General features: G+C 54.9%; 21 protein-coding genes and 1 tRNA gene. 15 read left to right on the top strand and 7 right to left on the bottom strand.

The window, feature by feature from the left end:
• The 14 genes from HMPREF0574_RS04935 to HMPREF0574_RS04880 all read left to right on the top strand — a co-directional run.
• On the top strand, positions 1-1845 hold a 1845-nt coding region (locus HMPREF0574_RS04935; RefSeq protein ID WP_004007604.1), incomplete at its 5' end, for a phage tail protein.
• A gap of 2 nt (positions 1846-1847) precedes the next feature.
• Positions 1848-2540: a hypothetical protein gene (locus HMPREF0574_RS04930; RefSeq protein ID WP_004007603.1), complete on the top strand. Its 693-nt coding sequence runs from the start codon at positions 1848-1850 to the stop codon at positions 2538-2540.
• A gap of 72 nt (positions 2541-2612) precedes the next feature.
• Positions 2613-5444 carry a phage tail spike protein gene (locus HMPREF0574_RS04925; protein ID WP_004007602.1) on the top strand — a complete coding sequence of 944 codons (2832 nt, stop codon included), beginning with the start codon at positions 2613-2615 and terminating at the stop codon, positions 5442-5444.
• 16 nt (positions 5445-5460) lie between these two features.
• Positions 5461-5883 (top strand): DUF1617 family protein, encoded by a 423-nt coding sequence (locus HMPREF0574_RS04920; RefSeq protein WP_004007601.1) that lies wholly within the window; start codon positions 5461-5463, stop codon positions 5881-5883.
• Positions 5880-6101, top strand: a complete 222-nt coding sequence (locus tag HMPREF0574_RS04915) for a hypothetical protein (RefSeq protein WP_004007600.1) — start codon at positions 5880-5882, stop codon at positions 6099-6101. The genes HMPREF0574_RS04920 and HMPREF0574_RS04915 overlap by 4 nt, the downstream gene beginning before the upstream one ends.
• 82 nt (positions 6102-6183) lie before the next feature.
• A complete protein-coding gene (locus tag HMPREF0574_RS04910) occupies positions 6184-6645 on the top strand; it encodes a phage holin family protein (protein WP_036324911.1) in 462 nt (153 codons plus the stop codon).
• A complete protein-coding gene (locus tag HMPREF0574_RS04905; protein ID WP_004007598.1) occupies positions 6642-7454 on the top strand; it encodes an N-acetylmuramoyl-L-alanine amidase in 813 nt (270 codons plus the stop codon). The genes HMPREF0574_RS04910 and HMPREF0574_RS04905 overlap by 4 nt, the downstream gene beginning before the upstream one ends.
• Before the next feature lie 83 nt (positions 7455-7537).
• Entirely contained in the window at positions 7538-7912 is a 375-nt protein-coding gene (locus HMPREF0574_RS04900) for a TnpV protein (protein WP_001129922.1), read from the top strand.
• Positions 7913-8278: 366 nt separating this feature from the next.
• On the top strand, positions 8279-10198 hold the full coding sequence (gene tet(O) / locus HMPREF0574_RS04895) for a tetracycline resistance ribosomal protection protein Tet(O) (RefSeq protein ID WP_004007597.1): 1920 nt from the start codon (positions 8279-8281) through the stop codon (positions 10196-10198).
• A 51-nt stretch (positions 10199-10249) separates the two neighbouring features.
• Positions 10250-10423: a cysteine-rich KTR domain-containing protein gene (locus HMPREF0574_RS09445; RefSeq protein WP_002779755.1), complete on the top strand. Its 174-nt coding sequence runs from the start codon at positions 10250-10252 to the stop codon at positions 10421-10423.
• Between the two features lie 332 nt (positions 10424-10755).
• The gene (locus tag HMPREF0574_RS09605; RefSeq protein ID WP_139041186.1) at positions 10756-11139 is read left to right on the top strand and encodes a hypothetical protein; all 384 of its coding nucleotides are present in this window, start codon (positions 10756-10758) and stop codon (positions 11137-11139) included.
• Positions 11136-11345, top strand: coding sequence for a hypothetical protein (locus HMPREF0574_RS04890; RefSeq protein WP_004007595.1), 210 nt, complete (start codon positions 11136-11138; stop codon positions 11343-11345). Before HMPREF0574_RS09605 ends, HMPREF0574_RS04890 begins: the two co-directional genes overlap by 4 nt.
• A gap of 46 nt (positions 11346-11391) precedes the next feature.
• Entirely contained in the window at positions 11392-12642 is a 1251-nt protein-coding gene (locus HMPREF0574_RS04885) for a recombinase family protein (RefSeq protein WP_004007594.1), read from the top strand.
• Complete coding sequence (locus HMPREF0574_RS04880; protein WP_004007593.1) at positions 12639-14210, top strand: recombinase family protein; 1572 nt, start codon at positions 12639-12641, stop codon at positions 14208-14210. Before HMPREF0574_RS04885 ends, HMPREF0574_RS04880 begins: the two co-directional genes overlap by 4 nt.
• 216 nt (positions 14211-14426) lie before the next feature.
• On the opposite strand, the gene HMPREF0574_RS04875 is transcribed toward HMPREF0574_RS04880, so the two are convergent.
• From HMPREF0574_RS04875 to tmk, 4 genes are all read right to left on the bottom strand, one after another.
• Positions 14427-14502: transfer RNA gene (locus HMPREF0574_RS04875), tRNA-Thr, on the bottom strand.
• A gap of 119 nt (positions 14503-14621) precedes the next feature.
• The gene (locus HMPREF0574_RS04870) at positions 14622-16193 is read right to left on the bottom strand and encodes an alpha/beta hydrolase (protein ID WP_004007592.1); all 1572 of its coding nucleotides are present in this window, start codon (positions 16191-16193) and stop codon (positions 14622-14624) included.
• A 22-nt stretch (positions 16194-16215) separates the two neighbouring features.
• Positions 16216-17532, bottom strand: coding sequence for a DNA polymerase III subunit delta' (locus tag HMPREF0574_RS04865; RefSeq protein ID WP_004007591.1), 1317 nt, complete (start codon positions 17530-17532; stop codon positions 16216-16218).
• Positions 17533-17552: 20 nt separating this feature from the next.
• The gene (tmk, locus tag HMPREF0574_RS04860) at positions 17553-18272 is read right to left on the bottom strand and encodes a dTMP kinase (protein ID WP_004007590.1); all 720 of its coding nucleotides are present in this window, start codon (positions 18270-18272) and stop codon (positions 17553-17555) included.
• Between the two features lie 81 nt (positions 18273-18353).
• On the opposite strand from tmk, the gene purD reads away from it, so the two are divergent.
• On the top strand, positions 18354-19616 hold the full coding sequence (purD, locus tag HMPREF0574_RS04855; protein WP_004007589.1) for a phosphoribosylamine--glycine ligase: 1263 nt from the start codon (positions 18354-18356) through the stop codon (positions 19614-19616).
• Between the two features lie 61 nt (positions 19617-19677).
• Here the strand turns inward: purD and fliW are convergent, their stop codons facing one another.
• Genes fliW through HMPREF0574_RS04840 form a run of 3 tightly spaced genes read right to left on the bottom strand, consistent with a single transcriptional unit; the run spans position 19678 to position 23179 of the window.
• On the bottom strand, positions 19678-20130 hold the full coding sequence (gene fliW / locus HMPREF0574_RS04850; RefSeq protein WP_004007588.1) for a flagellar assembly protein FliW: 453 nt from the start codon (positions 20128-20130) through the stop codon (positions 19678-19680).
• Positions 20127-21110 carry a flagellin N-terminal helical domain-containing protein gene (locus tag HMPREF0574_RS04845; protein WP_004007587.1) on the bottom strand — a complete coding sequence of 328 codons (984 nt, stop codon included), beginning with the start codon at positions 21108-21110 and terminating at the stop codon, positions 20127-20129. The genes fliW and HMPREF0574_RS04845 overlap by 4 nt, the downstream gene beginning before the upstream one ends.
• A 5-nt stretch (positions 21111-21115) precedes the next feature.
• Entirely contained in the window at positions 21116-23179 is a 2064-nt protein-coding gene (locus HMPREF0574_RS04840) for a flagellar hook-associated protein FlgK (protein WP_004007586.1), read from the bottom strand.
• Positions 23180-23280 lie beyond the last annotated feature (101 nt).

The following is a 23280-nucleotide window of genomic DNA, read 5'->3' as shown; positions in this document are numbered from 1 at the left end:
GGTGATGCGGTGAAGATGGAATCGCTCACGCTCGCCTTCGCCCAAATGTCTTCGACCGGCAAGCTCACGGGTCAGGACTTGCTGCAGATGATCAACGCCGGATTCAACCCGCTCGAAGAGATCAGCCGCAAGACCGGCAAAAGCATTGGTGAGCTCAAGGAGGATATGGCCAAGGGTGCTATTTCGGCTGACATGGTCGCTGACGCATTCGCCAGTGCTACTGCTGAAGGCGGGCGTTTCTACGGGGCCATGGACGCCCAATCCCAAACCTTTTCGGGCCAGTTGGCGACGATGCAGGATGGGGTTGAAAATCTCAAGGGGTTGTTGGCTGGTGGTCTGTCGGAGGCGTTGGCGGGTTCGGTGTTGCCGATGCTGAACGGGTGGATCGACGAACTCACGGCAGCGTTCGAAGAAGGCGGAACACCCGCCCTCATCGACACCCTCGGCACCGTCTTACAGGAAGCTCTCGCATTTATTGCCGAGCAGCTACCGATGGTGGTCGAGACCGGCATGAGCATTTTGACCGCGCTCCTTGAAGGCATTATCAAGGTGTTGCCACAAGTAGCAGAAACAGCCGTGACGTTGATTATCGCTCTGGTCGAGACAATCATCGAAGCGTTGCCGTCCCTGTTGGAGGCGGCGATACAGATCATCGCCACACTGGTCTCTGGTATCGGCGAAGCACTACCGGAACTGGTTCCTGCGGCGGTGGAGATGCTCATGGCTTTGGTACAGGGTCTGGTCGACAACCTCCCGTTGCTTCTTGATGCGGCGTTGCAGCTCATCACCGGACTTACCGAAGGCTTGATCGCTGCCATTCCCGTGATCATCGAAGCCCTCCCACAGATCATCACCGGGATTGTCACGTTCCTTGTGGGGGCGATCCCGCAGATCATCGAAGCAGGAATCCAACTACTCACCGCCTTGATCGGGGCGCTGCCTCAGATCATCACAGCGATTGTCGCAGCACTCCCGCAGATTATTACTGCAATCGTGGACGGCGTGGTTGGTGCTATCCCACAACTGATCCAAGCAGGCATTCAGTTGTTGACGGCTTTGATTGGGGCGTTGCCGCAAATCATTACAACTATCGTGGCCGCGCTCCCGCAGATTATCGGAGCTATTGTGTCGGCGATTGGTGGGGCGATCCCGCAACTCGTCCAAGCAGGCATCCAACTCTTGACCGCGTTGGTACGAAACCTGCCGCAGATTATTTCCACAATCGTCGCAGCAATCCCATCGATTATTTCTGGGATTGTGTCTGCTGTTGGTCAGGGCGTCTCAGCGATGGCCCAGGCGGGCAAAAACCTCGTCTACGGCCTGTGGAACGGTATCCAATCCTTAGCGGGGTGGCTGTGGAATTCGGTCTCGAACTGGGCATCAGGTATTTGGGACTCCATCACTGGCTTCTTCGGCATCCACTCACCGTCACGCAAGATGGCCTGGGCAGGACGGATGCTTGTCGAAGGCCTCGCAGGCTCCATCCGCACGGACGGCAACAAGGCTGTCACCGCAGCTTCAGGGCTCGCGCGCAACACGATAGACGCCTTCGCCGACCTTGAGGACGGGCTGGCCGTGCCGATCGAGGCGGTGGCAGACCTGCAAGTGCCGAGCGTTGACCTCACCCCACAACCCGTGACTGTATCTCAGCGAAGTACTGATGAAGCGGCAGAGCGTGTGGATGTCGCTGGGATCGTGGATGCGACTGCAAAGCGTATCCTCGGGTCTTTGGATATTTCGGTGACGTTGTCGGATGGGACGCTGGTGGGCAAACTCGCACCCGCCCTCGATAAACAACTTGCCCGCCTTGATCGGCGGCAGACCGTGATGGCAGGAGGATACTAACCATGTTCGGCTTCACCCTCAATAACCAGGTGTCTTCTGCTTCGCTGGGTCTGCGACTCACGGCACCCGTTGCGATCCCAGCGTCGGTGCGCAGGGCTGATGATATTGAGGTCAAAGGACGCGCCGGAACCCTCACGCGCTTCACGGGCTGGGAGGACACCGAGATCGATCTCGACCTCGCGGTGCCTGTTCGTGACGGGCTCGACCAGTATCGGCAGGCTGCTCACGAGCTGACGGGCTCTTCGACGATTGCGTTGACTGCCGAGCCTGGTGTTTACCGCAAGGTTAAGCACTGCGAAGTGAGCGAACTGCGCCGGGAGCTGTCGGGGTGGGGGTTCTTCACCGCGCGCCTGACCTGCCAGCCCTTCACGTACCTGACCGAGGGATTGAATCCGGTAACGCTCACTGCATCTGGGACGATCACGAACCCCGGCCTACTGGAAGCTGATCCGATCATCACAGTCACCGGCACCGGGGCGCTCTCGCTGACGATCAATACGAGCATTTATCACGTGAATTCGCCAGCAGGTTCCGTCACGCTCGACAGCGAACGTCTCGTCGCTCACGCCCACGGGAAAGTCCAGACCGATGCGCTCACCGACGCCTTCCCGACCTTCAAGCCTGGGATCAATCGCCTCACGCTCGGCGCGGGTATTTCGAAGATCGTGATCACGCCGAACTGGCGCAACCCCTAACACCCAACTCACTACATTCTCTGACGGCCATCCCTTCGTGGGGTGGCCACTGTTGTCTTTGGAAGGCTCCTCATGATTACGGTTCACGACCGCACCGCCACGACATTCACCACCACCGGGCTAGGAGTCTTGGATCGGGAGATCATCAATCCGATCGTGGTCGAGGAACTAGGTGGCGAATTCTCACTAACCTTCACCTACCCGGCAGACGGTCCAGCAGCCACGCACCTGACGCTTGAGAACATTGTGGCAGCGCCCGTGCCAGGGCTGGAGCAACGGCAGGGTTTCCGGATTAGCGAGGTTGTCACCACGCTTGACGGCATGCTCGAAGTGACGGCGTTTCACGTGTTCTATGATCTGGCGGCGAACCTCATCGCCGACACCTACGTGGTCAACAAAACCGCGAAAGGTGCACTCACTCAAATCCTTGGCGCGGCGAACACTAAGCACGGGTTTACTGCTACCTCGTCGGATACGGTGACCAGGTCTTCTGCGCGGTTGGTGCGCATGCCCATCACCGCTGCGCTCATGGACGCGGGCGAGGACAACACGCTCATCTCGCGTTGGGGCGGCGAACTGGCCCGCGATAATTTCCATATCCATCACGTGCCCATGCGCGGAGCCAACCATGGGGTGGTCATTCGTGATCGGAAGAACCTCACTGGCTTCGAATCATCCATTGATTTTTCGACGGTGGTGACGCGGATTCTGCCAGTCGGATACGACGGCCTACTCCTGCCTGAACTGTATGTCGATAGTCCGAAGTTGGGTGATTATGTGGTGCCGCGTATCCGCGTCATCCGCTACGGACAAGTCAAAGCCATCACCGACAAAGACAACCCGCGTGAGGGTGAACTCCCACTCGACCAAGCCCACTCTGAGCTGCGCCGACTAGCTGCAGCAGAATTCAGCGCAAGACATGTCGATGAGCCGTCGGGCTCGTATAAGGTGCGGTTCGTCGATCTCGCCACCACCCGTGAATACGCTGATCTTGCACGCCTGGAAACCGTCGAAATTGGCGACACCGTGACCGTCCGTCACGCTGATCTTGGGATTGCGCTCACGGCACGGGTGGTCGCTTACGAATACAACCCGCTCACGCTCCAGTACATCTCCGTTGAGCTGGGTTCTACTGCTCGGAAGTTCACGTCTGTCACCCGGCAGGTCAAAACCGCCGTCAATACGGCGGTGGCTGCGTCGGATGCGGCAGGATTCGCACTCGCTTCAGCGGATGGGAAGAACACCAACCACTACGGCAGCATCCAGCCCGCCAAGGCCAAGCTGGGTGACACGTGGTTCCGGCAAAATGGCGAACAGGTCGAGATCTGGATCTACCAGCTCACTGATACCGGGCAGCCCGGCTGGGTGGCACTCGCTACTGATCTGAATCATGCCCAGCTCGGTGCGGAACTCGATGCCGTCCGCACACAAGTCGGCCACGCCCTGCTTGCGGCCCAGGATGCACAAACCGCCGCCGATGCTGTCGCCACTCAGATGGCGTCGGCGCAGGTGGAGATTGACCAGGCCAAGACCGCAGCCGCTGGTGCTACCCAGTTGGCGCAGGATGCCCACGACATCGCGGTAACCTCGGATGGGCGGCTCACGGTTGCCGTTGTTGATCCTAGCGTAGCGGATGCGGCTGGCCGACCGGAGGGTGCGCTGTGGCAAGTGCGCGTAGACGGAGTGATCGCCCGCCAATATCTCCTCACCAACAACCAATGGGAACAAACACCGGTCGGTGCCGCGATGATCGGGCCGAAAGCGATCAGCCAAGCACACATCGCAGATGCCGCCATCGGCACCGCACACATCGCTGATGCCGCTATCACCGACGCGAAAATCAGTTCACTGTCGGCAGCCAAAATCACGGCTGGGTTCTTGGCGGCTGACCGTATCGCCACGGGAAGTATTACCTCCGACAAGCTGACCATCGCGAGTGGGTTCATCACCACCGCAATGATTGCCAACGCCGCGATCACGGACGCAAAGGTTGGCAGTCTATCGGCGTCGAAGATTACGACCGGTACCTTGTCGGCGGCACGGATCGCTGCCGGTTCGATTACCTCGGACAAGTTGACGATCGCTAACGGTTTTATCCAGTCCACGATGATCAAGGACGCTGCGGTCACATCGGCCAAGATTGCTTCGCTGGATGCTGGGAAGATCACCACCGGGTATCTGAACGCCGCTCGGATTGGGGCGCGGTCGATTACGGCCGACAAGCTCGCGACCAACGCCATCCAAGTAGGCCTGGCAGACTGGACGCAATCGATCCGCATTACGCCCACGCAGATCGCCTGGTATGACGGGACCACCCTGGAAGGCAAGATCACGAGCGCTGGGATGCAGTTTTGGTACGGAACCCGCTATATCGGTGAGTTTGCTCGGCGGGCTCATAAGGACAAGCCGAATGTGCAAGGCATCGTCAACCAACTTGCTTACAAAGGCGACTACGTCGCCTGGACCTACCAGAAGGCAGACGGCGGCACCTACTACACCTGTCTCACCCTTGACCCGAAAGGCCTGTTTTACGGGCAGGCAGGTATCCACCTCGGCTCCGATCTGCGAACAGGTGGCTACAAGTTCTACACGACGGGCTCACGATATGTGACCTTGCAGGACTGCACGCTGACGGGCAAGGGAACCTATTCGGGCTGGGTGGGGCAAAGCGGGCTGTCGAAGATCGTGTTTCACACCTACGACCTGATGGTGGTCACCAATGGGTCGTATTACAACATGACCCGCCTATTCGACCGCACCAAGGATTTGATGTCGCGAATGAACGCAATCCTGAGCTTACTCAATCAAGGCTGGATCACATCCATCTCCGGAACCGGGTCGAACATCACCTGGCGGTACTTCTCCAACACTGGCCTGTCGGCCATGTCCACCAACCTCGCATAAGTAAAAGGAAACACTGATGAAGATCATGCTCGCAAACCAGTATTTGCAACCCATCGCAGACCTACTCACCAATATGCCGCTCAAGGCGGCGCAGTCCCGTGCCCGCTCGAAACTCCTCACGCTAGTGAAGGAAGCGATTGCGCGATTCGGGGAAGATGAATACGACCTCGTCGCCCAATTCGCAACACTTGACGATCAGGGTCGCCCAGTGTTCGCCGACGATGGCACGTTCGTCCTCGCCGACCCTGACAAGGCCAGTGAATTCCTCGAAGCCCGTCAAGCCCTGCTCGCGTCGATCGCTGAAGTATCGGGGCCAACCTACGACGGCCACGACAAGGACGTGAAAGCATTTCTTGATGGCTATGAGGGTGAGCTTTCTGGCGAAGCGGCCGAGGCCTATGACGTCCTTTACGACGCGATCACCAAGGGTGGCCAATGACCACCGAGGAAGAAACGAACACGGAGCTGATTGAGCCCAACGGCAATGAGTCAACGCCTAGCGAAGAAGTGCAGCTACCCATCGTCCCGGTCGAATCCGATGCCACGCCCTCACCACCAGCAGAGACCATCGAAGCCCAAGAACTCCCAGCGCCCAAGGCGGCGTCCTTCGACTTGAGCCTGCCAATTCTCGAGGTCCTCACCGACCCGACCATGTAGCCCAGTACTACACCAATTTTTAGATGCCTTCACCCCAGATGGGTGTGGGCAATTTTTTATGCCCACGAAAGGAATCATTCCCATGTCTCTTCACGCCATCTGGCACGCCATCCAAACCGGGATCGCTGGTATTGGTGCCTGGCTCGCCGCTTATCTTGGAGGCCTCGACGGCCTCGTCTATGCGCTGATCGTCTTCGCTATCGCCGACTACATCACCGGGGTGCTGGCCGCCATCAACGAGCGCCGCCTCAGCTCATCCGTCGGTTTTAGGGGTATCAGCCGAAAGATCCTCATCTTCACTCTCGTCGGCCTGGCCCACCTCATCGACGTCCATATTCTCGGAGCACCCGGCGTGCTACGCGCGGCGGTCATTTTCTTCTACCTGTCCAACGAAGGCATCTCGCTGGTGGAGAACGCCACCCGCTTGGGACTGCCTGTCCCATCCCAGATGCGTGGGGCGCTCGATGCGATCGCCAACCGCGCCGAAACCAGGCCCTCACTGACCGAAACGACCACTGAAAACACAAAGGAGAACCAGTCATGAAGAATTGGAACACGCTTGAGGCCGACATCGACCTCATCATGAACACACACTACACACCCGGCCGCAACGGCAGGCGGATCGATAAGGTCATCATTCACCACAACGCCGGAAACCTCACCATTAGGGGCTGTTACGACGTGTGGCAAACCCGTCCTGCATCGGCCCACTACCAAGTCCAAACCGACGGCACAATTGGCCAGCTCGTATGGGATCGCGATACCGCCTGGCATGCAGGCAACTTTGCAGCCAACACCACCAGTATCGGCATCGAACACGCCGACGTGAGCTCCAGCCCGTGGGCTGTGTCGGAGGCGTGCCTCGATAACGGAGCACACCTCGTCGCCGCGATCTGCAAGTTCTACGGCCTTGGCCGACCCCAGTGGGGCAAGAACGTGTTCGGGCACAAAGACTTCTCTGCCACGGCTTGCCCGGCTTCTCTTGCTGGTTCCCAGCATGCCGCCTACATGTCCCGCGCACAGTCTTGGTATGACCAGATGAGCGGTAGCGCACCAGCACCCGCTCCTGCAGCACCGAACATCGACGCATTGGCTGACGCTGTCATTCGCGGTGATTACGGGAACGGGGAGGAGCGTAAGCTCCGCCTCGGAGCCAACTACGCGGCTGTCCAGCAGCGAGTGAACGAGAAGCTCTCTGGCAACACGCCGACGAAGCCAGCAGGGCCCAACATCGACGCGCTTGCCGACGCCGTGATCCGTGGCGACTATGGCAATGGTGAGGAGCGTAAGCGCCGCTTGGGCAACCTCTACGCCGCTGTTCAGGCGCGCGTGAATGCCAAGCTCGGCTACTAAACATCCGCGCCACGTCGGAGCGACTGATGTAGGACGGATTTTGCGGACATTCAAAATAAAAAAGAATGTGGAGGTAACAGACAATGGCAAAATCATTATTTGAGGAACTGGGCGGCAAATACGAAAGGCAAGGGGATTATTTGATACCGTGCTTAACTGTACCCGCCGAAGAAGAACAGGCAATAGGCATCTGGGGGCAACGGCATTTAGATTATCTAAAACAGTACCGTAAAGTTACATACACCAATCTTCTTACAAGCGGCAGGCTAAACGCCTACCTTGCCGACATCAACAGACAGGCACAGGAACGCTTTGAAAGGCTCATAGAGGGTATGAAACAGGCACAGGGCATAACGGAACAGCTAAAGGCAGAAAACGCCTTAGAATGGACAGGATGCCTCAATAACATAAGGGCTTGTGCGAGGGAGATTGTGGAAAAGGAAATTATTTTTGCATAAACAGATGATTAGTGGCAGGGGGAAATCCTGCCGCTTTTTCTGCTTTAGTTTGTCAGCTTGACAAATAAAGGGTTAAGGAATATAATTAGATTCAGTATTATACAAGGAGTTAATAAATATGCGGCAAGGTATTCTTAAATAAACTGTCAATTTGATAGTGGGAACAAAAAGTAGCAGTCCCGTTTCACTTTTAATATGGGGCTTAGTTTTTTGTACCCAGTTTAAGAATACTTTTATCATGTAATTTTATATGCCCGAAAACATATAAGTGTTTTGGGGCTATTGGAGTTATTTACCCAGTGATAGGAGTATTTATCACTGGGTATTTTTATGCCCTTTTTTGGGTGTTGATAGGAGGAAAATCACATGAAAATAATTAACTTAGGCATTCTGGCTCACGTTGACGCAGGAAAGACAACATTAACGGAAAGTTTATTGTATACCAGTGGTGCAATTGCAGAACTAGGGAGCGTAGATGAAGGCACAACAAGGACAGATACAATGAATTTGGAGCGTCAAAGGGGAATCACTATCCAGACAGCAGTGACATCTTTTCAGTGGGAGGATGTAAAAGTCAACATTATAGATACGCCAGGCCATATGGATTTTTTGGCGGAAGTATACCGTTCTTTATCCGTATTAGACGGAGCAGTATTATTAGTTTCTGCAAAGGATGGCATACAGGCACAGACCCGTATACTGTTTCATGCACTACAGATAATGAAGATTCCGACAATTTTTTTCATCAATAAAATTGACCAAGAGGGGATTGATTTGCCAATGGTATATCGGGAAATGAAAGCAAAGCTTTCTTCGGAAATTATAGTGAAGCAAAAGGTTGGGCAGCATCCCCATATAAATGTAACGGACAATGACGATATGGAACAGTGGGATGCGGTAATTATGGGAAACGATGAACTATTAGAGAAATATATGTCAGGGAAACCGTTTAAAATGTCAGAACTGGAACAGGAAGAAAACAGGAGATTCCAAAACGGAACGTTATTTCCCGTTTATCACGGAAGCGCTAAAAACAATCTGGGGATTCGGCAGCTTATAGAAGTAATTGCCAGTAAATTTTATTCATCAACGCCTGAAGGTCAATCTGAACTATGCGGGCAGGTTTTTAAGATTGAATATTCAGAGAAAAGGCGGCGTTTTGTTTATGTGCGTATATATAGCGGAACATTGCATTTGAGGGATGTTATTAGAATATCTGAAAAAGAGAAAATAAAAATCACAGAGATGTGTGTTCCGACAAACGGTGAATTATATTCATCCGATACAGCCTGCTCTGGTGATATTGTAATTTTACCAAATGATGTTTTGCAGCTAAACAGTATTTTGGGGAACGAAATACTGTTGCCGCAGAGAAAATTTATTGAAAATCCTCTCCCTATGCTCCAAACAACGATTGCAGTAAAGAAATCTGAACAGCGGGAAATATTGCTTGGGGCACTTACAGAAATTTCAGATGGCGACCCTCTTTTAAAATATTATGTGGATACTACAACGCATGAGATTATACTTTCTTTTTTGGGGAATGTGCAGATGGAAGTCATTTGTGCCATCCTTGAGGAAAAATATCATGTGGAGGCAGAAATAAAAGAGCCTACTGTTATATATATGGAAAGACCGCTTAGAAAAGCAGAATATACCATCCACATAGAAGTCCCGCCAAATCCTTTCTGGGCTTCTGTCGGGTTGTCCATAGAGCCGCTCCCTATTGGAAGCGGAGTGCAGTATGAAAGCAGAGTTTCACTTGGATATTTAAATCAATCGTTCCAAAATGCGGTTATGGAGGGGGTTCTTTATGGCTGCGAGCAGGGGCTGTATGGATGGAAAGTGACAGACTGTAAAATCTGTTTTGAATATGGATTGTATTATAGTCCTGTAAGTACCCCCGCAGACTTTCGGCTGCTTTCCCCTATCGTATTGGAGCAGGCTTTAAAAAAAGCAGGGACAGAACTATTAGAGCCATATCTCCACTTTGAAATTTATGCACCGCAGGAATATCTCTCACGGGCGTATCATGATGCTCCAAGGTATTGTGCAGATATTGTAAGTACTCAGATAAAGAATGACGAGGTCATTCTGAAAGGAGAAATCCCTGCTAGATGTATTCAAGAATACAGGAACGATTTAACTTATTTCACAAATGGGCAGGGAGTCTGCTTGACAGAGTTAAAAGGATACCATCCAGCTATTGGTAAATTTATTTGCCAACCCCGCCGCCCGAATAGCCGTATAGATAAGGTTCGGCATATGTTCCACAAGTTAGCTTAACAGCTTGCAAAAGTCATATAAAATGAGATTTGAAAGGATTAGAGACTAATTATGATGAAATGCGAATGGATATTGTGTCCTGTTTGTGGGAGCAAAACCCGTAATAAAATTAGGAAGGACACTGTTTTGGAGAATTATCCCCTTTATTGTCCAAAATGCAGACAAGAAAGATTGATTAAAGTTGACAACTTGAAGATAACTGTCATCAAAGAGCCAGACGCTTAAGACGCAGAGCCGATGAAATTGTGGAACAATTCACGAATCATCGGCTCTTTTTGTTTCGTATTTGAAAGAACAAACTCACCAAATAAAAAAAACGATATTCGGGTGGGTTATTTTGTTATACCCTAAATTACCCTCTGAATTTGTTTTTAAATTTGGAGGGATTTTTTTATGTCCTTTTTTCGGGCAGTTATCTATCTGCTCATACGAGCCCCGTCACCACTGTGACTTCCCAATCCTCGGGGAGCCGGTGGTGGCGGGGCTTTTCGTCGTTTCATGGATGGATTTAACAAACGGGGGTTCGTCGGCAGTGGGGTGAAGGGAGTGACCCCACTGTGAATGATCTTGATGAACAACGTATCCGTAACCTGCGCACGGCGGGCTGGGGGTATAAAGCGATTGCCGAGTTTTGCGCCCTGACTCGTGACCAGATCCGCTCGTACTGCACAACCCGAAACCTTGACGCTGCTCCGGTGATGGTCGAGCACGTGTGCCAGTGGTGTGCCAACCCTATACAGGGAGCAGCTCGGGCTCGGTTTTGCTCGCCCGCCTGCAGGCATAAAGCTTGGCGGCATCGACAGAAAACTGAGCCTATGCGCGAGCAGACCTGTACGCACTGCGGACGCTGCTTCGCGATCGTGGACAAGCCAGGTCAAAAGTTTTGCTGTCACGCCTGCTATGTACGTGCTCGCTTCGGCACCAGGGGCGGACGACCATGAACACGCTCGCCGCTCCTGTTGATCAACTGGCCCAACCTGACGTGTTCGCCCGAGAACTCGCCTTCATCACGGACGCTCACATCTTGAGCATGCTGGCAGGTCGGGGCGTGCTCACACCCGCAGAGCATCAGCGTGCTCACCGGTTGTTGTTCCAGGCGTGGAGCCCGATCTATCAACCACAGATTGTGGGCAAAACGACTGGATAAACACCGCCTTTAGAGCGTGTATAGACCTAACGCGAAAGGAGAAAACGTGGCACACATCAGTGTGGTGACACCAGTTCGGCCGCCGACCCCAAAACTGGTCAACGTGGCGGCATACGCGAGGGTCTCAACGAACGGCACAGAGCAGTTAGCATCCCTATCGGCGCAAGTGTCGTATTACTCGCGCCTGATCCAGTCCACACCCGGATGGGCCTATGTCGGGGTGTTTACCGACGAGGGTATCACCGGCACGTCAACAAAATCCCGACAAGGCCTGGCAGACCTGATGGACGCAGCCAGGCGCGGGGGTGTCGATATTGTGTTGTGTAAATCAATCTCACGCCTGGCCCGCAACACTGTCGATCTACTGGCTACGGTCCGTGAGCTCAAAGACCTTGGCGTGGCCGTACGGTTCGAACGCGAACGCATCGACACCCTTAGCGCTGACGGGGAACTGTTGCTGACTTTGTTGGCGTCGTTCGCCCAGGAAGAATCCCGCTCGCTATCCCACAACGTGAAATGGGCGATCCGCAACCGATACAAGAACGGGGGCACGAACTCCTTCGTTGTCTATGGCTACCACTGGACAGACGGCGAGTTCACCATCATTGACGAAGAAGCCAAGATTGTGCGCTTACTGTTTGCCAATTATCTCGATGGGATTAGCCCGGAGAAAACCGCGACGATGCTCAATGCTGAAGGTAAACGCTCTCGGGGAGGGGGACGGTTCTACGGGTCAGTGTTTCGTCGCATGCTCGAAAACGAGCGCTACAAGGGCTGCCAAATGCTACAGAAAATGTACCGCCCCACAATCCAAGCACCCACATGCTCCCTCAACAACGGGGAGCTGCCACGCTACTGGGTCGAGCAAGCCCTCCCGCCAATCATTGACGAGGCGATGTTTGACGCGGTGCAAGCAGAAATCGCGTACAGGCGTGAGGTGGGCCCGGCTGCGACCCCGTCGAAGAACACGGGCGTATTCACCGGGCGGATCTGCTGCGCGGCGTGCGGGAAGAACTATCAACGCAAAACCCGCACCTACAAGTCTGGAACCTCGTATAAGTTTTGGCGGTGCTGGAGTGCCTGCACCGGGAATGGCAACCCCTGTAGGGGGCACAACCTGCGCGAAACACTCCTCGAACAAGCCTGCGCAGACATGCTCGGCACCCAAAGTTTCGACCCCGCTGCGGTTGCTGAGCAGGTCGTGATGATTGAGGCCTTCGAGCATCAGCTCACCTTCCACCTCGCGGATGGAACCATTGCACCAGTGGGGTTAACCAGTGAGGGGAGGCTGGCATGAGCCGCACCGTCACAGCGATACCCGCAACAAAGAAGCTTCGATCTGCCACAGCCTCATCTGGCGCACCGGCACGCAGACGGGTCGCTGCCTACGCTCGCGTCTCTACCGAGATGGAAGAACAAACCTCCTCGTATGAGGCTCAGATCGACTACTACACCACCTACATTCATTCCCGTAATGATTGGCAGTTCGCGGGCATGTACTGCGACGAAGGTATCTCTGGCACCTCTATGAAGCACCGTGAGGGATTCCAAACCATGATCGATGACGCCCTGGCAGGCAAAATCGATCTCATCCTCACCAAAAGCGTCTCCCGGTTCGCACGCAACACCGTCGACTCCTTGACCACCGTGCGCAAGCTCAAAGACGCAGGCGTCGAGGTCTATTTTCAGAAGGAAAATATTTACACCTTTGACACCAAAGGCGAATTACTCATCACGATCATGTCGAGTCTGGCGCAAGAAGAATCCCGCTCGATCTCCGAAAACGTCACCTGGGGACACAGGAAACGTTTTGCCGATGGGAAGATTATGGTTCCCTACGCATCACTACTCGGATATAAGAAAGGAGCGGACGGCAGTCTCGTCATCGACGAAACCCAGGCACCGACCGTCAGGCTGATCTACCAGCTGTTCCTTGACGGGATGGCGATCAGTGAGATTAAAACCGAACTCGCTGCCCGCAAGATTCTCACCCCGCGCGGGAAAGAAGTATGGTCAACATCGACAGTGCGCTCCATTCTATCCAACGAAAAATACAAAGGCGACGCTCTTCTCCAAAAGACGTTCACCACCGATTTCCTTACTAAAAAGATGAAGGTCAACGAAGGCGAAGTACCCCAATACTACGTAACAGGCAATCACGAGCCGATTATTGCTCCGCATATCTGGGATCAGGTGCAATACGAACTCTCCACCAGACATGGCAACATATCATCAGCGAAAGTCGGGTTGTTCTCCACCCGGCTCAAATGCTTTCAGTGTGGTGCGTGGTATGGGCGTAAAACGTGGGCATCGAACACGAAATACAAGTACACAGTCTGGCAATGCAACCACAAATACGCAGGGCAGCACCCTTGCAGCAGCGCGACAGTGAAAGACGAGCAGATCAAGGATTCTTTCGTGCAAGCGCTCAACCAACTGATCGCCCGCCACCGGTACGAAAGCCACCTACCGCAGGTGCTTGGCGACATGTTCGATACGAGCCGTTTGGAAGAACAAGCCGCCGCCTGCCAGGCGAAAATCGTGGAGCTGACCGAGCAGATCGAAGCACTGATTGCGGAAAACCAGCAACGCGCGCTCGACCAAGACGCCTACCAAGCCCACTACACAGAGCTCGATACTGCCTACCGTAAGACGCTCGCACGCAAAGCGAGCCTAGAGGCAGATATCGCAGCGAACACCGCCAAGCACGCCGCCATCACCACAACCCTGAATGATCTGACAGGGGAACCGGTGAGCGAGTTTCACCCCGCACAATGGAGCGCACTCATCGACCACGCCATCGTAGGCGAAGATACGATCCGGTTCGTATTCCGAGTTGGTGAGGTAGTGAGGGTTCAGCTTTAGATTTGAGATGAAGATTCTGGCCCGTTCGTGCATGAGCGCGGACGGGCTTTTCTCATGCCCAGAAATCATGGCAACAGGGGAAGCGATAGTGCTCAGGAAGCATTTCCGCAGGTCAGGGCAAACGCGCTACACACTCGCTAACGCAAGCGATTTTCTTGACCCCCTTGGGGCGTACGCGCTAACGCAAACGCCTACTTATCATTTTCGACGTCCAAGTGGAGCCGCCTGTGGGAATCGAACCCACGACCTATTCATTACGAGTGAATCGCTCTGCCGACTGAGCTAAGGCGGCGGTGCGCAAAATGCGCGAGTTTCATTTTAGCCTGAAAAACGGGCTGTTCCAAACTGTGATAGGCAGGAGGCAGCCCGGTGACAGACCCCGCTGCCTGTCCCCTCGCGCCGTGGACGCACCTAATCCAGCTGGCAGGTGTCGCTGTTCGCAGCCTCGATTTTGCCGGAAACCAAGTAAGTGTCGGTGATGGTTTTCACGCATCCCGGTGCGTACGAGTTATATGCCGTATGGTTCCAGCCTTGCACGGTCAACAGTTTGGAGTGGTCCATCATCTGTCGGGTGTGTTGTGCCATCTTTAGTGGGGTGGCAGGATCTCCGGTGGTTCCAATCAGTAGGATGTCTTCCTCTAGCTGGGGATTGACTTCGCGTTTGGCGGTGGTTTTTGCTTTGACTGGCCAGCTTTCCGCGCCCAGCGAACCGTATGTGAAGAATTCTCCGATGGTAGGAGAGGCTACCTGAATTTTTGCCGCATCGGCTTTCCATTGCGCCATATTGCCGATTGGCTCGTAGTCCAGGGAGTTGATAACCACGAAAGCATCCGAGGAATTGTTTTTGTAGGTTCCGTCTGCATTACGTTCGTTGTAAAAATCGGCACTGTTCAGAAGGGCGGTGCCGTCTGACTCGTTTAGGGCTTGGGACAGGGCGGGCAGGAGTTGCTGCCACCATGATGCAGTGTTGTACATATTGCCAATCAGTCCGGTAAAGGCTTGCGTGACGGTCAGTTCGCGGCCTCTCTTGGCGGGCATGGGGTTGGTTTTCAGAGAGTCCAGCAGGGCTTTAATTTGTGCCATTCCCGCGTCTACGTCACCGTGCAGTGGGCATTGCTTGGCGTGCTGTTTCTGGCACTCGGTCACGAATTCGCGCAGGGAGGCTTCAAATCCGCTGGCTTGCAGGTCAGAAACCTGGTTCATGTTCAAAGATGGGTCGAGCACCCCGTCCAGCACCATGCGTCCCACTCGAGATGGAAAGAGGTCTGCATAAATGGCGCCCAGGTAAGTACCGTAGGAAAATCCCAGGTAGTAGAGCCTGTCGTCGCCAACAGCGGCGCGCATAATATCCAAATCACGGGCGGTATATTCCGTGCTGGCAAATCGGGTCATTTGCGGGGAGTTTTGTAGGCACTTTTGCCCCAAGGCTTTAATTTCGGCGGCGTCGGCAGCGCGTCCGGCTTCGGTAGAGAGGTCATAGTACGTCGAGCTGTCCTCATCAAGTTCCTGGTCAGTGCGACATTTAATGGCGGGCTGTGAAGACCCGACGCCGCGGGGGTCAAATCCCAGCACGTCGTAATACTTGCGCACCGTGTCGCTAAAGAAATACGCCACATTTTCGGGTTTCATATTTTCCAGTCCCGAGCCTCCGGGGCCGCCGGGGTTCATGATGAGAGTCCCGATACGTGTTTCTTTGTTGGCGGTATTCAGGCGTTTCATCGCGATTTTGGCGTGTTCGCCCTGGGGGTTTGCATAGTCGAGGGGCACTTCCAACATGGCGCACTGGAAGTCGCCGCCGCAGTTCTTCCACTGCAGGTCTTGGGAGTAATACTCGGAAAGTTTCGGCTGGTCTATAGTTTGGGTGGGCTTGGGCAGTTTGGAGGGTTGCGCGAGGGGTTTTTCAGGGGCGCAGCCTGCCAATCCTGCTAGCGCCAGTCCCACGGCAGCCACAATCCCCAAACCTTTGGTTAGCTTGTTCATCATTTCCCTTCCGTTTTGCCTTAGCTCATTTTGCCCTATTCCGGTCCACCAGTTCCACACAAAGCGCTTCAAGGTCCAGGGCGATGTTTCCGTTTCCCATCAGGCGGCGGCGTGCTTTACGTATTGCCTCTAACCGGGATGTGGTCTGTGCCAGGGACTGCGGTCCGATGCCGACCCTCGCTACGTAAGCATCGATTAGCTCACCGGCAGGTCGCGACAGATTGATACGTGGCTGGGCGGACCCCACTTGTGCCAGCATAACGTCGCGATAAAATCCTGAAATGTCGCCCAAAACCCGGTCCCAAGTGTCGAAGCTGGCGCGCCGGGCACGCCGATGCGCATCAGTCTCGCTGAGCTTGGCTCCCCGCAGGGCTGACTTTACATCTCGGGGCAGCCGCGAGTCGGGGGTATCTGCAGCCAAACCGAAAGCCTCTAGAACTTTCGCGCGTTCTTCCCGGTCGTTCGCACCGCGCAGGGTCTCGGCTTGCTTGTCTACCAGTTTCACCAGGGCGGCGGCTGTCCACATCGCTTCGACGGTGGTGTGCATTTGCGAAATCATCCGCAGCATCCCCAGCCGTTCTTCGCGCAGTTGCGGGTCATAAGCCAGTGCCCTGGCACGTCCCACATGAGACTCGGCGGCGGCAGCAACTTCGGCAGCTAATTCGGGGCTGATGGAGGCGTCTTGCCGCACCAGCAGCTCTGCCACCGCGGCGGGGCTGGGCAGACTGAGCTGCACCAGGCGGGTGCGGGAGCGAATGGTCGAGAGCACATCGGCGGCGCTGGGAGCGCACAACACCCACACGGTACGTTCGGGTGGTTCCTCGATGGATTTCAGCAGCAGGTTGGAGCTGTATTCGCTCATGCGGTCGTAGTCCTCGATGATAATGATGTTCCACTCTCCGCGGACGGGTCGCCGGTAAGCTTGTTGGACCAGGGCTTTTACGTCATCAAATTTGATTTCGACCATTTCTGTGGTTAAGACGCTGACATCAGCGTGGGTGCCTTGGCGTACATCGCGACACGCTGGGCAGATTCCACAACCGGGATTGTCTGGGTCCTCGCATTCTAAAGCGGCGGCGAAGGCTTTGGCAGCGGTGGAACGTCCGGAGCCGGGCGGGCCGACTACCAGCCAGGAATGGGTCATGGCGGCGCGGTGGGTGCCAGAATCCATGTCCGTCCCTCCGGCTGGGGTTGCGCCATCTGGTGAGATGTCGGGGTCAGCAGGGTGGTTTTGGGCAGCAATGAGGTCCCTGGCGGCTGCAGCCGCTTGGGATAGCTGTGAGATAGCTCGGGTCTGACCGGCTACCTCTGCCCACACTCCACCGCTGGGATTGATACTCATACTTACCGCAACTTTCCGGCTCACCAGGACTTTATGACCGGTAGCAGCTGCGCTAAGCGCAGCCGCACCTGGGTAGCGATTTCTGCAACGGGCAGGCTGGCATCGACGACCAGCCAAGTGTCCTGACCCTCGCTCATGCGCAAGAAATCTTCGCGGACGCGCTTTTGGAATTCGATTCCGGCGCGTTCCATCCGATCCGGACCGCCCAGGGATGCATCGGCAGCTTGGCGCTCCGCTGCCACCTCGGGGTCTAGGTCCAGCAGTACCGTCAGGTTTGGCACCAATCCTCCCGTCGCCCACAGGGATAAATCGCGAATTTCCCTGGCGCCGAGCTCCCGTCCGTGCCCCTGATAGGCAATCGATGAAGCCAGATAGCGATCGGTAATCACGACTTTGCCATCATTGATAGCGGGGATGATGAGCTTGTGCACGTGCTGCGCCCGGTCGGCAGCAAACAGCAGCGCTTCGGCACGAGGGGACACGTCTCCCGCGTCCAGCAGCAGTTGACGCAACGCCACCCCCAGGTCGGTGCCACCGGGCTCACGTGTCTCGACGACGTCCCAACCCTGTTCCCGCACCCACGACGCAGCTCGCGTAATTTGGGTGGTCTTGCCCACTCCGTCGCAGCCCTCAAACGCCACAAACAGACCCTGGGCAGGGCGAATCTCTGCCACGCGACCAAAATCAACGTTGGTTTGGGGGCGAAATTCGCCCATTCCGAGCGCTTCTGTAAACGACATACCCACATCCTAGCAGCCGACCCGAAGGCAAAAATTGGCTCCTTATTAGGGACAAATCTAAAAAGCTATTAAACTGAAATTGTGAAGGTTTTACTTTTGGGAAGTGGCGGGCGTGAACATGCCCTGGCCAGGGCTATTGCGAAATCAGAGCTGTTGGAGAAACTGTGGATTGCGCCCGGTAATCCCGGCACTGCCACTGTCGGTGAAAACGTGCCCTGTGTGGCTGATGACCCCGCACAGGTGCTGGAACTGGCGCAGTCGCTACGTCCCGACCTGGTGGTCATTGGTCCGGAAGCCCCGCTGGTTAAAGGCGTCGCTGATGTCCTGCGCCAGGAGGGCTTCAAAGTATTTGGTCCCGGACGTTTGGCAGCACGACTGGAGGGCTCGAAAGCCTTTGCGAAAACAATCATGCAGCAGGCTCGGGTCGCTACGGCTGCTTCGGTAGCCTGTCGGACGCTGGAAGAAGCGCGGGGTGCCCTGCAACGTTTCGGCTCTCCTTATGTAGTCAAGCAAGATGGTTTGGCTGCCGGTAAAGGCGTGGTGGTGACGTCTGACTTTTATGTCGCGCTGACACATGCTGCCGCCTGTATTGAAGCGGTGGCGAACCCTCACGAGCCGGCGGTTGTTATCGAAGAATTTCTGGAGGGACCCGAGGCTTCGGTGTTCTGTATTTGTGATGGTCGCGACGCAGTTGCTTTGCCCATTGCTCAAGACTACAAACGCGCTTATGACCATAATGAGGGTCCCAATACGGGTGGCATGGGGGCTTATTCACCGCTGCCGTGGGCTCCGCAGGATTTGGCGCAACGGGTTGCCCAAGAGATTGCCCTCCCGGTGTGTCGCGTGATGGCAGACCAGGGCTGTGAGTTTATTGGGTTGCTCTATGTCGGGTTGGCTTTGACCTCGCGCGGTCCGCGAGTGGTTGAGTTCAATGTTCGCTTTGGGGATCCGGAAACTCAGTCAGTGCTGGAACGTCTGGATACCGATTTGCTGGCACTGTTGGCAGCGGCGGCATACGGTAACTTGGCGGCGGCTGAACAGCTCCAGGTTAATGACGAAGCTGTGGTGAATGTGGTGCTAGCTGCCTCCGGGTATCCGCAGGCACCCGTGAAAGGCGGTGTCATCACCGGTCTAGAGACCGCGAGCCAGGTGCCGGGAGTGCACATCATTCACGCGGGCACGAAAGTCAGTGATTCTGGTCAGCTGATTGCTAACGGGGGTCGAGTGCTGTCAGTAGTCGCGCGGGGGAGCGATTTGAGTGAAGCCCGACAGCGTGCCTATCAGGCAATGGATAGCATAACCCTGGAGGGCTCACACTTCCGTACCGACATCGCCCAGTTCTAAAAATCGTGATAGCGCCACGGCTTGCGTCGGGGCGCTATCGGTTTATCGTGGTACGGAAATCTTAGGCTTCCTTGGGATCCCCGATGGGAGCCTGGAGGGGCCAGTCTTGATCCTCGAGGACAACCTGTATCGCACTCATGTTTTCTGGATTAATCACCAGGGGTGCCAGCAGGTTTGCCGTGTGGGGATACGAACCGGATGCCGGGTGGACGATGACCAGAATAAAGGGTTCCTCGCCCTCTTTCATCTCGATGCGTTCCCGCGCGGAGGAGGGAATCAGGGGAGTGTAACCGTCAAAGAACGCCACCGGGGGAACCGCGAACAGGCGCACATTAGGGTCAATTATGGACTTCAAAGTCCACAAGACTCCAGTTTCATCAACCGCAGAGAGACTGAAATCCAGGTGCGTCTCCAGACCTGGCATGGGACGTACCATGCGGATTTTGAGGGTCGGAAAATCCTCGCCATCGCCGGCGTTTTCAGTGTTTTCGGTAACTTCGTCGTTGGTGCTCATCGTAAGTAGTCTAACAAAGTTGGTTGCACGACACGCTGAGTTGAACCCAGGGATGATTGATAAGCCATGGAAGCCAAGGACATGTCAATCGTGGCGCTGAGAATGTCAATGTCTTCTACGGATGAAATCTGACCTTTGACCTGTTCCAGGTCAAAAATCACATTTTCTTGGGCCTCCAAAACCTGCTTGTGCCGGGCGCCGACTGCGGATTGAGCCTCCTGTAGTTTTGCGAACCGTTCGGTCAGTTCCTTTTGGATAGACTCAATCTTTGAGCGATTGTCACCCGACGGACCGGTCGGAGATTCCAAGATTTTGGCAGCCTCAACCAAGAGGTTCATGACTGACGGGTTGTTATCCGTATCCAGCTTGGTTTTGTCGTTATCGTCCCACTTAATAGTGCCGGTGCCAAAGAGCTTGTTACCGTCTAGGTTGGCTTGCACGGTCGTGTCCGCGTCGATGCGGCGATCGACAGTCTTGGCGGTGATTTCGTCTTTTTCGGCGGCGAGGAAAATTGTGTCGTGCCCGTCAGAGCCAGTTTTGAACACCAGACCTTTGTCAGAGTTCCCGGCAAAAACGGTGCGACCCAGGTAGGTCGCGTTAGCTTGCGACATGATGGATTCGGCTACCTTGCGCAACTGAGCTGCTAGCGCACCTTGGGATTGACTTCCCAAAGCTCCGTCAATGGAGTTAATCAGCAAAGTGCGGGCTTCCGTGTACCGTTCCGCGACGGATTGCATAGCAGCATCCGAAGTCGCCAGCCAGGAGTTCGCGTCACTGATGTTGCGCTTGTACTGTTCGGTCGCTGCCAGCTCCTTGCGCAGGCGCATGGAAGAGACGGAAGACGCCGGATCGTCGGAGGCAAAAGACATGCGTTTACCGGAGGACAGTTTCTTGTTGGCATCAGCCAGCCGGTTAAAGTTGCGTTGAATCGTGGACAGCGTAGTGCCAGCCATCATAGAGGTTGTCATGCGGGTAATCATGTCTGTCACCTACCTATGTTGATGAGGGCCTCAAGCATCGAGTTTACGGTACTCATGATGCGTGCTGCGCCCGCGTAGGCGTGCTGACCCTGTATCAGGTTAATTACTTCTTCATTCATATCAACGGAGCTCTGCGACTTTTGCTGCTGTTCAGCAATCTGGCGCGTTTGCTCTGCCAGAGTGTGCTTGTCATCGGCACCCTTGGCGTGCACCCCGATGTCCACCACTGACTTGGACCATTCGTTCATTGCCGAGGTCGGCGCGTCTTGACGGTTGCCCAAAGCCAGGGAAACTGAGCCGTCATAGACCCCGTTGACGTACTGACCGGCGGCAATCATCTGGGGGTCTTTGACGGCGACGGACAGACGCATGGCGGCGGGCAGTTTATTATCGGTAGCGGCGAACTTAAAGAAGTCTCCGCCGTCTTCTTTCACGTTTTCGTACACAATGCCGGAGCCTTGATGGTCTTTTTCCAATTTGGCGACTTTCTGTTTAACCGCCGTATCGTAGGCTTCCTCAGTTTTAAAGTCGATACGCTTTAGAGTCTCTCCAGTTAGCTCTTGCATGCGGTCTCGGTCATTTACGGGTTTGGTCAAGTCTACTTTGTAGAACTTGGTTTCCTTGGTTACCAGGGTCTTGGTGTTGTTGTTTCCTGTGGAACCGTCGGGGAGCTTTTGACCCACGTTGTTGGCATGAATTCCGTTAATTTCATCAGCCAGGTTGGTCGCCAAGTCATTGTAGAGCTTGCCGGTTTCTGCCCAAGCTCCGCCGCTGCCAATCGTGCCCGAGACTCCGGGGAACTGAGCCGGTTTCAGGTTTTGCATTAACCCGCCGATGGTGCCATCTTCGATGGCGACCACGTGACCCCCCAGTTCCCAGCGTAACCGTGCTGGACCCTCGTCCTTCATGAAAGTGAATTCGGTAAAGCCCTGCTCGGTCTTTTCTACTTTGGCTTCTTTCAGCTTCTTCGTGCCCTTCTGGACATCTTCCATGTCGTAAAACGCCACGTACTTGGTACCGACTTCGGAATCGCCGGAGTCTAACTTCTTCTTACTGCCGTCGGGCTTCAAAATCTCGTCGCCGACTTCGTAACGCTGCACGTGCGCTTGATACTTCTGAATTTTTTGACCGTGGTATTCAAACGTTGCAGTGATATCCTTACCACCGGCTTTCAGGGCGTCAACCGCAGCCTTGTACTTGTCCCGCGGAGCCGCGTCAATACCCGCCATATCGCGGGCGCCTTCCACCTCAAAGTGGTTCACGTAGTCCTTGCCGACCAGGGAGTTCCCGCCGAGCATGACTTCCACGGTGCCGTCCTCGTAGGCTTGACCAATCATACTGGGGTGAGGAGCGTTTTCTTTTGTGTACACCGAGTAACCCTGCCGCACGGTCGCGCCGGTCAGCTTCGAAATGTGCATAATCAGCTGATCGCGCTCGTCTTTCAAGTGGTTGACCGCACCGCTAGCGTTACCGCCAGATACCGTAGTCTTGCGGATGCGATCGTTTAGCTTTTGGACAGAATCCATCGTGGTGTTCAAGTCTGCCACTAATGCGTCGAGCTGTTCGCGCCCGTTTTTCCACAAGTCGTTAATGTGCGTGTAGCCGGTTTTAATATTGGTGACCAGGGCTTCCGCGGCACCCAGAGTGCTGGCGCGCGCTCCGCGGTTATCGGAGTTGTTATTGACGTCTCCCCAGGACTTAAAGAAGGTGCGCATGGAATCGGATACCGACATGCGTCCCAGTTCGTCCATTGCGGACTCGATGCCTTTCCATGCCTCGCTGGTTTCTTTGGTGCCGGCAGCGCGACCGGTTTCTAAACGCAGTTTTGCGTCCAAGAAAAAATCGTCCAGTCGGCGGATACGAGTAATCTCTACGCCACCGCCTTGCGGTACGGAACCAGCAAAGACTGACGGTTCCGAACCGATACCCAGAGCGCGTTGCTCGACGCGCTGGCGCGTGTATCCGGGAGTGTTCATATTGTTGATGTTTTGCCCGGAAACCTCAATGAGACGTTGGGCTGCGTAAAGACCGGTCAATCCGGCGTTCAGCGAAGAAAACGTTGAACCCATCGGAATGTCCTTTCTCGAGCCGAGTGCTTACTAAATCTTGGTGACGCTTCTCGCGTCCGCGTTTAAGCCCATCGGCGTGAAAGGCTCGGATATGAGAATTT

Origin of the sequence: Mobiluncus curtisii subsp. curtisii ATCC 35241, assembly GCF_000146285.1 — a bacterium.
GTDB lineage: Bacteria > Actinomycetota > Actinomycetes > Actinomycetales > Actinomycetaceae > Mobiluncus > Mobiluncus curtisii.
The sequence above is the reverse complement of the archived record's forward strand: the minus strand, read 5'-3'. Positions and strand labels throughout refer to the sequence as shown.

What these genes read in the sequence shown, in the direction of transcription:
- HMPREF0574_RS04930 (WP_004007603.1), top strand. Translation starts at nt 1,848, where the DNA reads ATGTTCGGCTTCACCCTCAATAACCAGGTGTCTTCTGCTTCGCTGGGT.
- HMPREF0574_RS04925 (WP_004007602.1), top strand. Translation starts at nt 2,613, where the DNA reads ATGATTACGGTTCACGACCGCACCGCCACGACATTCACCACCACCGGG.
- HMPREF0574_RS04920 (WP_004007601.1), top strand. Translation starts at nt 5,461, where the DNA reads ATGAAGATCATGCTCGCAAACCAGTATTTGCAACCCATCGCAGACCTA.
- HMPREF0574_RS04915 (WP_004007600.1), top strand. Translation starts at nt 5,880, where the DNA reads ATGACCACCGAGGAAGAAACGAACACGGAGCTGATTGAGCCCAACGGC.
- HMPREF0574_RS04910 (WP_036324911.1), top strand. Translation starts at nt 6,184, where the DNA reads ATGTCTCTTCACGCCATCTGGCACGCCATCCAAACCGGGATCGCTGGT.
- HMPREF0574_RS04905 (WP_004007598.1), top strand. Translation starts at nt 6,642, where the DNA reads ATGAAGAATTGGAACACGCTTGAGGCCGACATCGACCTCATCATGAAC.
- HMPREF0574_RS04900 (WP_001129922.1), top strand. Translation starts at nt 7,538, where the DNA reads ATGGCAAAATCATTATTTGAGGAACTGGGCGGCAAATACGAAAGGCAA.
- HMPREF0574_RS09445 (WP_002779755.1), top strand. Translation starts at nt 10,250, where the DNA reads ATGATGAAATGCGAATGGATATTGTGTCCTGTTTGTGGGAGCAAAACC.
- HMPREF0574_RS04890 (WP_004007595.1), top strand. Translation starts at nt 11,136, where the DNA reads ATGAACACGCTCGCCGCTCCTGTTGATCAACTGGCCCAACCTGACGTG.
- HMPREF0574_RS04880 (WP_004007593.1), top strand. Translation starts at nt 12,639, where the DNA reads ATGAGCCGCACCGTCACAGCGATACCCGCAACAAAGAAGCTTCGATCT.
- HMPREF0574_RS04870 (WP_004007592.1), bottom strand. Translation starts at nt 16,193, where the DNA reads ATGATGAACAAGCTAACCAAAGGTTTGGGGATTGTGGCTGCCGTGGGA.
- HMPREF0574_RS04865 (WP_004007591.1), bottom strand. Translation starts at nt 17,532, where the DNA reads ATGAGTATCAATCCCAGCGGTGGAGTGTGGGCAGAGGTAGCCGGTCAG.
- tmk (WP_004007590.1), bottom strand. Translation starts at nt 18,272, where the DNA reads ATGTCGTTTACAGAAGCGCTCGGAATGGGCGAATTTCGCCCCCAAACC.
- fliW (WP_004007588.1), bottom strand. Translation starts at nt 20,130, where the DNA reads ATGAGCACCAACGACGAAGTTACCGAAAACACTGAAAACGCCGGCGAT.
- HMPREF0574_RS04845 (WP_004007587.1), bottom strand. Translation starts at nt 21,110, where the DNA reads ATGATTACCCGCATGACAACCTCTATGATGGCTGGCACTACGCTGTCC.
- HMPREF0574_RS04840 (WP_004007586.1), bottom strand. Translation starts at nt 23,179, where the DNA reads ATGGGTTCAACGTTTTCTTCGCTGAACGCCGGATTGACCGGTCTTTAC.